Annotated in this window: 10 protein-coding genes and 1 pseudogene; 4 read left to right on the top strand and 7 right to left on the bottom strand. The window is 70.2% G+C overall.

The window, feature by feature from the left end; all coding sequences use genetic code 11:
• Positions 1 to 122: 122 nt before the first annotated feature.
• A pseudogene (locus GWK61_RS48320) lies at positions 123 to 575 on the bottom strand (MaoC family dehydratase); the annotation flags it as partial.
• A gap of 118 nt (positions 576 to 693) precedes the next feature.
• Between GWK61_RS48320 and GWK61_RS48315 the strand changes: the two are divergent.
• Together GWK61_RS48315 and GWK61_RS48310 are read left to right on the top strand one after the other, a co-directional pair.
• Complete coding sequence (locus GWK61_RS48315; protein WP_194920204.1) at positions 694 to 1,134, top strand: MarR family winged helix-turn-helix transcriptional regulator; 441 nt, start codon at positions 694 to 696, stop codon at positions 1,132 to 1,134.
• A 92-nt stretch (positions 1,135 to 1,226) separates the two neighbouring features.
• On the top strand, positions 1,227 to 1,790 hold the full coding sequence (locus GWK61_RS48310; RefSeq protein ID WP_194920202.1) for a cysteine hydrolase family protein: 564 nt from the start codon (positions 1,227 to 1,229) through the stop codon (positions 1,788 to 1,790).
• Between the two features lie 64 nt (positions 1,791 to 1,854).
• Here the strand turns inward: GWK61_RS48310 and GWK61_RS48305 are convergent, their stop codons facing one another.
• From GWK61_RS48305 to asnB, 5 genes are all read right to left on the bottom strand, one after another.
• Positions 1,855 to 2,385, bottom strand: coding sequence for a phage tail protein (locus tag GWK61_RS48305; protein ID WP_194920200.1), 531 nt, complete (start codon positions 2,383 to 2,385; stop codon positions 1,855 to 1,857).
• A gap of 96 nt (positions 2,386 to 2,481) precedes the next feature.
• Positions 2,482 to 3,501, bottom strand: a complete 1,020-nt coding sequence (locus tag GWK61_RS48300; RefSeq protein ID WP_194920198.1) for a GNAT family N-acetyltransferase — start codon at positions 3,499 to 3,501, stop codon at positions 2,482 to 2,484.
• On the bottom strand, positions 3,498 to 4,541 hold the full coding sequence (locus tag GWK61_RS48295) for a GNAT family N-acetyltransferase (protein WP_194920195.1): 1,044 nt from the start codon (positions 4,539 to 4,541) through the stop codon (positions 3,498 to 3,500). The genes GWK61_RS48300 and GWK61_RS48295 overlap by 4 nt, the downstream gene beginning before the upstream one ends.
• A gap of 27 nt (positions 4,542 to 4,568) precedes the next feature.
• A complete protein-coding gene (locus GWK61_RS48290; protein ID WP_194920212.1) occupies positions 4,569 to 6,143 on the bottom strand; it encodes a beta-N-acetylhexosaminidase in 1,575 nt (524 codons plus the stop codon).
• Between the two features lie 131 nt (positions 6,144 to 6,274).
• Positions 6,275 to 8,116: an asparagine synthase (glutamine-hydrolyzing) gene (gene asnB, locus GWK61_RS48285; RefSeq protein ID WP_194920193.1), complete on the bottom strand. Its 1,842-nt coding sequence runs from the start codon at positions 8,114 to 8,116 to the stop codon at positions 6,275 to 6,277.
• Positions 8,117 to 8,371: 255 nt separating this feature from the next.
• Here asnB and GWK61_RS48280 point away from each other — a divergent pair, with 255 nt between their 5' ends.
• Together GWK61_RS48280 and GWK61_RS48275 are read left to right on the top strand one after the other, a co-directional pair.
• Entirely contained in the window at positions 8,372 to 9,493 is a 1,122-nt protein-coding gene (locus GWK61_RS48280; RefSeq protein ID WP_228564177.1) for an NAD(P)-binding domain-containing protein, read from the top strand.
• 357 nt (positions 9,494 to 9,850) lie between these two features.
• Positions 9,851 to 10,459 (top strand): response regulator transcription factor, encoded by a 609-nt coding sequence (locus GWK61_RS48275; RefSeq protein ID WP_228564176.1) that lies wholly within the window; start codon positions 9,851 to 9,853, stop codon positions 10,457 to 10,459.
• Here the strand turns inward: GWK61_RS48275 and GWK61_RS48270 are convergent.
• A partial coding sequence (locus GWK61_RS48270) for an ATP-binding cassette domain-containing protein (RefSeq protein WP_194920191.1) occupies positions 10,352 to 11,206 on the bottom strand: 855 nt, incomplete at its 5' end. The genes GWK61_RS48275 and GWK61_RS48270 overlap by 108 nt on opposite strands.

The raw sequence follows: 11,206 nt of genomic DNA, 5'->3' as shown, positions 1-11,206 counted from the left end.
AACGCGCTGTCGCCGCACCCGGGTCCAGCTGGGCATCGCACTACTCGCCGGGACGCTGGGCACACGAAGCCGGACTCGTTCTCTCCCGAGTCGGCGAGCTCGACGCCGCCGCCGACCACATGCGCCTCGGCGACCGCGACGGGCTTCTCCAACCCCTCGCCCTCGAACACCTGCAGGCTCCGCACCTGGATCCCGCCCGGAACCCGGTCGGCCGCCTGCAACGTCATCCGCATCCGGACCCGCGTCCCCGACGGCAGCGGCGCCGGGAAGCGCACCTTGTCGTAGCCGTAGTTCAGGCCGTGCGCGAAGCCCTCGAAGGACAGCAGCCGGTAGGAGAAGGCCGGTCCGAGCGCGAGCGAGAACAGCCCGTGCGCGATGGTCGTGCCCAGCGGACTGGCCGCGGCCCGCACCGGATCGACGTGGATCCACTGGTCGTCACCGGTCGCGGCGGCGAAGGCGTCGATGCGCTCCTGCGAGACCGTGTACCAGTCCGTCGGCCCGATCTCCTTGCCGATGAGCTCCTGCAGGTCCTCGAACGAGCTCGGCCGGACGGGCAGCTCGGTGGTGTCAGTCATGAGCCGAAGAGTACTTGAGTCTGACGTCAAGTTCATCAGGATGGCGAGCCTTCGCAAGGACCCACAGCGATACACAGTCAACTGTGCAGTTGCCTGTGTATCTGATAACGTCGCCGTCATGGAGGAAGCCGATCCGGCGCGCGCCGCCGAGGTCGCCCGCGAGCTGCGGGTGACGTTGGGCCAGCTGCTGCGACGGTTGCGGGCGCAGTCGGAGGGCGGCGATCTGACGAAGTCGCAGTCCTCGGCGCTCGGCCGGTTGGAACGCGACGGGCCGGCGACGGCGACGGCCCTGGCGCGTGCCGAGGGCATCCGGCAGCAGTCGATGGCGACGATCGTGGCCGCGCTGGTGGACGCCGGGCTCGTGGCCGGCTCGCCGGATCCGGCCGACGGCCGCAAGACGATCCTGGGCCTGACCGAGGAGGCGCGCGAGCGGTACCGGACCGGGCGCCTGGCCAAGGAGGACTGGCTCACGACGGCGATCACCGCCACCCTCAGCCCGACCGAACTGGAGCAGCTCGCCGGGAGTATCGACCTGCTCAGACGGCTCGCAGGGTCCTGATTCCTGACGTCTGAACCGATGCCTGCATCAGAGCCCAGACCCGCACGGGAACCTGCGCCTGAACCTGAACTTGTGCCCGAAAGGAAAACACCATGTTCTCCACCCTCGACCCGACCACCGCGCTGGTGGTGATCGACCTGCAGAAGGGCCTCACCGGCCTGGACCTGACGCACCCGATCTCCGACGTCATCGCCCGCAGCGCCGCGCTGGCCGCCGCGTTCCGGAAGCACGGCCTGCCGGTCGTCCTGGTCAACGTCGCGGGCTCGCCGCCGGGACGCACCGAGGCCGGTTCCGGAGCGCCGCGCACGTTCACCGAGGACTGGACCGAGCTGGTCCCCGAGCTCGACCGGCAGCCCGAGGACCACGTCGTCACCAAGTACGCGCGCAGCGCCTTCGCCGGCACCGGCCTGGCCGAGCTCCTGCTGGGACTCGGCGTCACGCAGGTCGTGGTCACCGGGATCTCCACCAGCGGTGGCGTGGAGTCCACGGCCCGCAGCGCGCACGAGGAGGGCTTCCACGTGAGCCTGCCGATCGACGCGATGACCGACCGGACGCCGGAGTCGCACGAGTACAGCGTTCAGAAGATCTTCCCGAGGATCGCCGAGACCGGGACCACCCAAGAGCTCTTCACGCTGCTGGACAGCACGCGGCCCTGACCTGTCATGTGCTCAGGTGCTCAGGTGCTCAGCCTCTCAGGGCCCGGCGCTCAGAGGTCAGAGCTCAGGGCCCGGCGCTCGCGGCCACGGGTACGACAACCCTCGACAGCGAGAGGGTGTCGCACACGATGTCCACCGTCTCCCCGACCACGCCGTTCCCGGCCCCCGCACCCGCGATGGCGATCTTCGCGCACCAGGCGTTCACCAGGTTCCAGGCGGAGACCGGCGGCTTGCCGGCCGCGTAGTCGGCGGCGGTGTACATCCCGAGGACGGCGTTCTGCCGGGCGGGCGGGGCGCCGTCCAGGGCCAGCTGGTGCCACTGCCACAGCGTGGTGTCCCCGTCCAGGCCGCGCTTGAGCGTCACCGTCGGCGGCAGCGTCGGCCCCATCTGCTGCTTCGTGTGCGTGCCCCCGGGTCCCGGGGCCGGCGCCCCGGTCGGCACGGGCTGCGCGACCTCGATCTCGCTGACGATGTCCACGATCTCCTGGAACACGATCTTCGCGCTGGCCCCCGGCAGCCCGGGGATCGTGAGCACGAACACGGACACGTCCTGGGCCGGCACCTGGGCGCCGACTCCCCCGGGCTGAACCGTCATGGTCCCCATACCCCCTGCGTCAGGCCCGCTCGCCGGGCACCGGGAGTCAGAGTACTGCGACCGCGAGGGAGGCGACGAGGCCCGCGGCGTTTCCCCTCAGTGGGCGGCCAACCCCTTGACGAGCTCGGCCGCGTCCAGTTCGACGTCGGCCATCACCGCCCTGGTGACGAACCCCAGGGCGTGGTTGACGCGGATCATGTGGGTGTTGTCGGAGGCGTTGGAGGAGAACACGGTCCCGATCGCCGGACGCTCCGCGGTCAGCCGGCGCAGCATGGCGCCCTTGACGGCCAGCCCCAGGCCGTGGCCCCGGAACTCGGCCACGACGGCGGTGTCGAGCTGGAAGGCGGCGTCGGTCCGGGCCGCCGACAGTTCGAGCTCGGTGAAGCCCGCCACCCGGCCGCCGGCTTCGTGGACGGCCGCGATCACGTGGACCTCAGCTCTCCGGGCCTGCATCTCCGCTTCTTCGGCGCGGACCCGCTCCGGCGTCCAATCCGGGAACGCGAGCGTCGAATCCCCCTGCGGCGCGTCGTGGATGGCGGTGCGGGCACGCGCGTACTCCGCGAGCAGTGCCTCGGGCACGGAGCCGATCCAGTGCTCCAGCCGGAACCCGTCGGCGACAGGACACTGCCACAGCGCCGGGTCCACGTCGGCGATCGTCAGGACCTGCCGTGCGAACGCATTCGTCCGCACGAAGCCCAGCTCCCGGGCCCACCACTCGCCGGCCGCGTCGGCTTTGAGGCCGTAGCCGATAACGACGGTGCGACCATCGATACGCAGGTCCGGCAGCATCACCCGCAGCAGCGCGGTGCCTATACCCTGCCGGCGCCGGTCCGGCCGAACGGCGACTCTGGTGATCGTCCCGTGCCGGTTCTCATGCTCCGGATACGTCGCCGACCCCGTGGCGACGATATGGCCGTCCTCCCGCGCCACCCAACGCCGGACCGGACCGAAGAAGTCCGCGGGCCTGCGAGCCATCTGGGCATACTGGTCGAGTGTCGGCCTCGGTTCGCCGGGAAAGTCGTCGTCCGCGACGGACATCGTCACGTCGTAGCTCTCGGCCAGATCGACGTCGGTGGCGGACGCGGTGTCGAACAGGCTGATCTCGACCGATGTCATCGGGCCTCCAACCGCTTGGCGAGTTCGTCCGCGCCGACCTCGACATACGTCATCACTGCCGTGGTGACGTAGCCGAGCGCGTGGTTGATGCGGATCATGTGGTCGTTGTCCTGGGCCGTGTGCGTCCAGACCAGGCCGATCGCGGGGCGGTCGGCGGTCAGCCGGCGCAGCATGGCACCCTTGACCGCCAGGCCCAGGCCCCGTCCCCGGAAGTCGGCGGCGACGACGGTGTCCCGCTGGGCGGCCTCACCAGGCTGACTGGCCCACAGATCGACCTCGGTCACGGCCGCCACCCGCCCGCTGTCTTCGTGCACGGCCACCACGACCCGGTTCTCGATGTCCCGGGCCCGGCAATCCGCCTCATGCTCGCGGACCCGCTCGGGAGTCCAGTCCTCGAACTCCACCACCGACTCGCCGCGCGGGGCGTCGAGCATCGCGGTGCGGGCACGCGCGTATTCCTCAAGCAGCGCCTCGGGCGCCGCGCCGGTCCAGCGCTCCAGCCGGAAGCCGTCAGCGACGGGACGCTCCCACAGCGCCGGGTCCACGTCGGCGATCGTCAAGAACTGGCGGACATAGGCGAGGGTGCGCACGAAACCCAGCCCCCGGGCCCACAGCTCGCCGGAGGCGTCGGCCTTGACGCCGCTCCCCATGACGACGGTACGGCCGTCGGCGACCGCCGCCGGGAGCACCGCCCGCAGCAGAGCCGTGCCGAGGCCCCGCCGACGCCGCTCCGGCGGGACGATGACGCGCACGATCGTCAGGTGCCGGTTCTCGTTCTCCGGCAGGCTCACCGAGGCGGCGGCGATGATGCGGCCGGCCTCCCGCGCCACCCAGCGGCGCATCGGCCCCAGCTCGGTCAGGGGCCGGCGGATCAGCGCGACGTACTCCTCCAGCGGCGGCAGCGCCTGGTCGGGATGGTCCTCCGTCATGACCGCCGACATCACCGCGTAGCTTTCGGCCAGCTCGGCGTCGGAGGCGGACGACGGATCGAACGGGCCGATCTCCACCGCCATCAGGGCACTGCTTTTGTCTTCCCCCATCCCAGTGATGCTAGAGCATCAGACCCCTCAAGATCCGGTCGGCCACTTGACCTGCGTCGACTTGTAGTAGTTCACACCCATGGCGTGCCAGCGCGGCCCTTGGGCGCCGAGCCGTGCGTCGAAGGCCGACTGGCTGTGGGTGGACTCCGGCGACCAGCCGAGTTCCATCAGGGCGGGCAGCCGCGGGAAGGCCATGTAGTCGATGTTCGCCGAGGTGACGAGGGTCTCCGACCACAGCGGAGCCTCCACGCCGGCGATGGCCGAGGAGCTGATGCCCGTCAGGTAGTTCCCGGGGTCCCAGCCATAGGCCTTGTTCACGTCGACGTAGCCGGCCCAGTTCTGGCCCAGCGGCGTCTTGCTGTTGTATTTCATGTCCAGGTAGGCGTGGTTGGCCGGGGACATGATGATCTTCGTGCCGGTGGCGGCCGCGGCGGCCAGCGCGCTGTTGGAGTTGTTCGTGTCCCAGAACTGCGCGACCGTGGACGGCGCCAAGGTGGCGGCGGCGATGTTGTGCCAGCCCATGACCGCCTTGCCGTGGTCGGCGACGATCTGCTGCACCTGGTCGATGAAGGACACGTAGTCGCTCTGCGTCGTGGAGCTGGCCTCGTCGCCGCCGATGTGGATGTACGGGCCCGGGGTCAGGGCCGCGAGCTCGCCGACGACCTGGTCCAGGAAGGTGTAGGTGAGCGGCAGCGAGGTGCACAGGGAGCTGAAGCCGACGTCGGTGCCGGTGTAGAGCGGCGGCGCGACGCCGTTGCAGTTCAGCGAGGCGTAGGACGCGAGCGCGGCGTTGGTGTGGCCCGGCGTGTCGATCTCCGGGACGACCGTCATGTAGTGCGAGGCGGCGTAGTTCACGATCGCCGCGTAGTCAGCCTGCGTGTAGTACCCGCCGGCGCCGCCGCCGACCTCGGTCGAGCCGCCGTAGGCCGCCAGGTTCGGCCAGGAGTTGATCGCGATGCGCCAGCCCTGGTCGTCCGACAGGTGCAGATGTAGGTAGTTCACCTTGTACAGCGACAGCTCGTCGATGTAGTGCTTGACCTGCGCCACGGTGAAGAAGTGCCGCGCCACGTCCAGCATCGCGCCGCGGTGCTCGTAGCGCGGGTAGTCGACGATCGTGCCGCCGGTCGCCTTCCAGGCCACCGAGGTCACCGCGGTCGGGCTCATCACCTTGGCCGGCAGGAGCTGCAGGAAGGTCTGCACGCCGTGGAACAGGCCGGACGCGCTGTTCGCCTGGATCCGCACCGAGGACCCTGTGATCGTGAGCTGATACCCCTCGGCTCCGACCGTCGAAGGCGCGCCCGACAACGACAACGCGATCGTGCCGGGCGTCGTGGCGCCGACGGCCAGCGGCAGCGCGTATCCGGTCGAGGCGCGAAGGATCCCGGCGAGGTAGCCGCCGACTCCTCCATCGTCCGCGGTCAGCGTCGCGGCCGAGCCGAGGGTGAACGTCGAGCCGTTCGCGGACTCCGACACCGGAACCGGCACCACGACGTTGGGGAACGAGGCGGCGGCCGCCGGGGACGTGGCCCCGGCGGCGCCGAACACCGTCATACCGAGCGCGACGACGGCGGCAAGCAGAGCCGGCCGTGTTCGGCGGAACATCAGGACTTTCATGCACCCACCAAAAGTAAAGTTGCTTAACTCGCCTCCGTCGTCCGTGACCGTACTGCGGGTCGGGCACGCGGTCAACGCTCGGTCAGGCACGATCTACCGCGCGCAACCGGTTGCCGTCATCAGGACCAGGAAAGCGTCGGCCGGTACATCTCCAACCACAGCGCCATGTCCAATGTCCGCTCCAACCCGCGGCGCGAGGCCTGCATGATCCCGGACCCGGTGTCGTCGACGAGCCGGCGCACCGTGGCCGGGTCGACGAAGTCGAAGACCGCGTGCGAGGGCTGGGACAACAGGTCGGCGACACGCGAGCGCAGCGCGATGACGTAGCGCGGGTCCTGCGTGGACGGGTAAGGGCTCTTGACCCGGTCGTACACCGAGCGCGGCAGCACGTCGGCGGCCGCCTCGCGCAGCAACGACTTCTCGCGGCCGTCGAACGACTTGATCGACCACGGCGCGTTGTAGACGTACTCCACCAGGCGGTGGTCGCAGAACGGCACGCGCACCTCCAGGCCGACGGCCATGCTGAGCCGGTCCTTGCGGTCGAGCAGGAAGCGCACGAACCGCGTCAGATACAGATGGCAGACCCGCCGCATCCGATACTCGAAGTCACTCTCGCCGGGCAGCCGCTCGATCGTCGAGACGGCCGTGTCGTAGCACTCCTGCACATAGTTCTGCAGATCCATGGCCTGACGCAGCTCAGGACGCAGCAACCCCATGTCGTCGCCGAAGTTCTCGGTGTACTTCACCAGCCACGGGAAGGTCCCGCCGCGCCGGGCGTCCTCGTCGAAGAAGTCCTGGTAGCCGCCGAACACCTCGTCGGCGGACTCCCCGGACAGTGCGACCGTCGAATGGTCGCGTATCTCCTTGAACAGCAGATACAGCGAGGTGTCCATGTCGCCGAGGCCGGCGGGCATGTCGCGGGCCCGGATCACGGTGCGCCGCGCGTCCAGGTCGGTCAGCGACTCGGCGTCCAGCACGATGTCCTGGTGCACCGTGTTCGAGTGCTCGGCGACGGCGTGCACGAACGGCGTGTCCGGATCGGCGCGGATCGGGTCCGGGACGAAGTTCTTGGCCTGGTCGACGAAGTCGACGGCGAAGCTGCGGATCTTCTCGCCGGTCACCGCCAGCTGCCGCGCGGACAGCGCGGTGAGCGTCGAGGAGTCCAGGCCGCCGGAGAGCAGCACGCAGCGCGGGACGTCGGCGACGAGCTGCCGGCGCACGATGTCGTCCAGCAGCTCCCTGACATGCGCGATGCTCTCGCCCTGGGAGTCGGCGTGCTCCCGGGTCGCCAGCGTCCAGTACACGTCGGTGCGGATGCCCTCGGGCCCGATGGTGACCACGGTGCCCGGCTCGACCTCGCGCATACCGGACCAGAACGCGTGCCCCGGCGTCTTGACCATGACGAACAGCTCGCGCAGGCCGTCCAGGCCGACGGACCGCTCGGCCAGCGGATTGGCCAGGATCGCCTTGGGCTCGGAGCCGAACAGGACGCCGTCGGGGATCGGCGAGTAATACAGGGGCTTGATTCCCATGCGGTCGCGGATCAGGCGCAGCTTGCGGTCCCGTCCGTCCCAGATCGCGAACGCGTACATGCCGTTGAGGCGTTCGGCCACGGCCGAGCCCCACTCGAGGTAGCCGCGCAGCACGACCTCGGTGTCCGAGTCGGTCGTGAAGCGGTGCCCGCGCGAGGCCAGCTCCGCGCGCAGCTCGGTGAAGTTGTATGTTTCGCCGGAGTAAACAATCACCACGCTCTGCCCGCCGGCCTCCACGGCCATCGGCTGCCGACCGCCGGGCAGGTCGATGATGGCCAGACGGCGGTGCCCGAGCGCGGCCGGGCCGTCGATCCAGGTCCCGCGGTCGTCAGGGCCGCGGCATTCCATGGTGGCGGTCATGGCGTCCAGGGTGGGCGCTTCGTTGCGCAGGTCGCGTTCGTAGGAGATCCAGCCGGTGATGCCACACATGTGTTTCTTCCTTTCGACCGGTGACCCTCAGATATTTACCCTTGCTAACTATCGGTGCCACCGGTCGAGGGGGAGGCTGGTGAACGTTTGGCCGGAACACGTTACGGCCGGATTACGGCGTTTATATTCGGACATCGACGCACGGCCCGGACGACCACGGATTTCACCGGGTTCGTCACGGTGTGTATACATGGCCTGATTCGCTTCTTGGGTACACAGTGGGGGCTGTGTTCCGGCCGGAAGGAATGCCGCGGCTTGATTGTTCAACCCACCGTGAACGAGGACACGCGGGCGACGGACGTCGTGGTGATCGGTGCCGGGCAGGCGGGCTTGTCGAGTGCCTACCACCTGCGCCGAGCCGGTTTCGAGCCCGACGCCGGCTACGTGCTCCTCGACGGCGACCGGGCGCCCGGCGGCGCGTGGCAGCACCGGTGGCCCTCGCTGCGGATGGAGACCGTCAACGGCATCTTCGACCTGCCCGGGATGGCCTTCGAGCCGCCGTCGCCGCAGGAGCAGGCCTCCGTCGCGGTCCCCCGCTACTTCGCTCAGTACGAGGAACACTTCCAGCTCGCCGTGCACCGGCCGGTCGCGGTGCAGGCGGTGCGTTACGGACCCGACGAACGACTTCTGGTCGAGACCGACTCCGCGACCTGGGCCGCGCGCGCCGTGATCAACGCCACCGGCACGTGGAACAAGCCGTTCTGGCCGTACTACCCGGGCCGGGAGACCTTCCGGGGGCGTCAGTTGCACGCCGCGACCTATCCCGGCCCGCAGGAGTTCGCCGGCAAGCGCGTGGTCGTGGTCGGCGGCGGGATCACCGCGATCCAGCTGCTCGGCGAGCTCGCCGCGACCGGTGCCTCGACGACCTGGGTGACGCGCCGGGAGCCGGCGTTCCGCGAGGAGCCGTTCACGCGGGAGTACGGCCGCGAGGTGGTCGCGATGGTGGAGCGCAGGGTGCGCGCGGGGCTGGTGCCGGAGAGCGTGGTCAGCGTCACCGGGCTGCCGGTCACCGACGCGATCCGCCGGGCGCAGCGCTCCGGGGTGCTGGACCGGCTGCCGATGTTCGACCGGATCACGCCCGACGGGGTCGCGTGGGACGCTCCGGCTGGCGGCGCGCCGGGCTCCGTCGAGGCGGACGTGATCCTGTGGTGCACCGGCTGGCGCGCCGCGCTGGACCACCTGGCGCCACTGCGGCTGCGCGCCCCCGGCGGCGGCATCGCGATGGACGGCACGCGCGTCATGCTCGAACCGCGGCTGCATCTGGTGGGCTACGGTCCGTCAGCCAGTACTGTCGGCGCCAACCGCGCCGGGCGCGAGGCGGTGCGCGACATCCGGCGGCTGTTGTCGGGGCGGGGCGTCGAAGCGCTTGCGGCTTAGCGTGGTCGGACGTTTCCGGCCGGTGACCGACGGTCGTCAGCGGCTGTGGACTCAGGGTCCTGACATGCAGGCGCGATCACCGTCCACAACTTCGAAATAAATTGCGAATAATAGTCACCGGAAAAACACCGATCGCACTGCCACGCACTATCGCGTATTCCCGGGACACCAGGTCGGCAAGGTCGTAGCCGCAGGTGGGAATCTAGTAGGAAGCCAACAATTATTTCGCTCCACGGCATTTTCGGGGACAGTATCGGTTGGCTAGGCTGAGCGTCACTGCGCGGGGGCGGAACGTGATCGGCGATGCGGTCCGGTGTGCCGGGGAAGGACCGCCGATGCTGTGGACTGGGGGCAACGTTGATCGACATCGCGCTGGCGCAAAGGGCCGTGCTGTGGCGAGAAGGGCTGGCCGCGCTGCTGGGCCGGGAGGGCGACTTCCGGGTGGTGGTGCGGCCCACGCGGCTGGAGGACGTGTGGCCGGCCGTGCGGCGGCGCCGGCTGGACGTCATCCTGCTGGACGCCGAGCTGCCCGGCGACCCGGCCATGGACGCGGTGTGCGCCCAGCTGTGCGAACGCCGCCCCGACATCAAAGTCCTGATTCTGGTGGAGCGCTGGGCCGCGACCCTGGCGGTGCTGACCCGGCTGGCCCCGCAGACCGGCTTCCTGACCGTCGACGCCTCCCCCGCGCAGCTGGTCGACGGGCTGCGCCGGATCGTCGACGGCAAGCCGGTGCTCGACCTGGAGCTGGCGGTCGCGGCGCTGTCGGCCGTCGACAACCCCCTCACCGACCGGGAGCGGGAGGTGCTGCTGAAGTCGGTGGACGGCGCGCCGACGAAGGCGATCGCGGCGGAGCTGTTTCTAAGTAATGGCACTGTTCGCAACTATCTGTCGCGCGCCATCGCCAAGACCGGCGCGCGCAGCCGGATCGAGGCGGTACGGATCGCCCGGGACGAGGGGTGGATCTGAGATCGGCGCGGGTCCCGCCGTCCAGTGCGCCAGCAGCTCGCGGTAGAGCGCGGAGCGTGCGGTGAGCTCGTCGTGGCTGCCCGCGTCGGCGCGGACGCCGTCCAGGACCAGGACGCGCTCGGCCCGAAGGGCGGAGCTGAGCCGGTGCGCGATGACAATCAGCGTGCCGCCCCGGTCGGCGAAGGCCTGCTCGGCGTGTCGTTCGGCGATGGGGTCGAGGTGGCAGGTCGCCTCGTCGAGGACGGCCAGCGGCGCCGGCGACAGGTGGGCGCGCGCGAGGGCGAGGAGCTGGCGCTCCCCGGCGGACAGCTCGTTCGGGGCGACCGTCGCGTCCAGGCCGCCGAGGCGCGCGACGAGCGACGCGGCGCCGACGGCGTCGACGGAGGCGGCGATCCGGTGGTCGGGGGCGTTCGGTGCCAGGTAGGAGAGGTTCTGCCGGAGCGTGCCCGCGAAGACGTAGGCCTCCTGCGGAATCAGGACCCGAAGACGCGCGAGGTGGTCGGGCGCGAGGGAGGCCGCATCGGCGCCGCCGAGGAGGACGGCGCCGGCGTCCGGGGGGCGCAGGCCGCAGATCAGGGCGGCCATGGTCGACTTGCCGATGCCGCTGGGGCCGACGACCGCCAGGTGCTCGCCGGGCTCGACGGTGAGGTCGAGGTCGCGCAGGACCGGTTCGGAGGTCGGGCCGTAGGCGAAGGTGACGGCGCGGAGGGTGAGGGCGTGGGCGGCGAAGTCGGCGCGGGTGGGGGC

This window comes from Catenulispora rubra, assembly GCF_015356825.1.
GTDB classification, from domain to species: Bacteria; Actinomycetota; Actinomycetes; order Streptomycetales; family Catenulisporaceae; genus Catenulispora; species Catenulispora rubra.
Note: the sequence above shows the minus strand (reverse complement) of the source record. Positions and strands in the feature narration are given on the sequence as shown.

Bases quoted from the DNA above. Each gene is read 5' to 3' on its own strand.
- GWK61_RS48290 (WP_194920212.1), bottom strand. From the start codon at position 6,143: ATGTTCCGCCGAACACGGCCGGCTCTGCTTGCCGCCGTCGTCGCGCTC.
- GWK61_RS48310 (WP_194920202.1), top strand. From the start codon at position 1,227: ATGTTCTCCACCCTCGACCCGACCACCGCGCTGGTGGTGATCGACCTG.
- asnB (WP_194920193.1), bottom strand. From the start codon at position 8,116: ATGTGTGGCATCACCGGCTGGATCTCCTACGAACGCGACCTGCGCAAC.
- GWK61_RS48315 (WP_194920204.1), top strand. From the start codon at position 694: ATGGAGGAAGCCGATCCGGCGCGCGCCGCCGAGGTCGCCCGCGAGCTG.
- GWK61_RS48300 (WP_194920198.1), bottom strand. From the start codon at position 3,501: ATGACATCGGTCGAGATCAGCCTGTTCGACACCGCGTCCGCCACCGAC.
- GWK61_RS48305 (WP_194920200.1), bottom strand. From the start codon at position 2,385: ATGACGGTTCAGCCCGGGGGAGTCGGCGCCCAGGTGCCGGCCCAGGAC.
- GWK61_RS48295 (WP_194920195.1), bottom strand. From the start codon at position 4,541: ATGGGGGAAGACAAAAGCAGTGCCCTGATGGCGGTGGAGATCGGCCCG.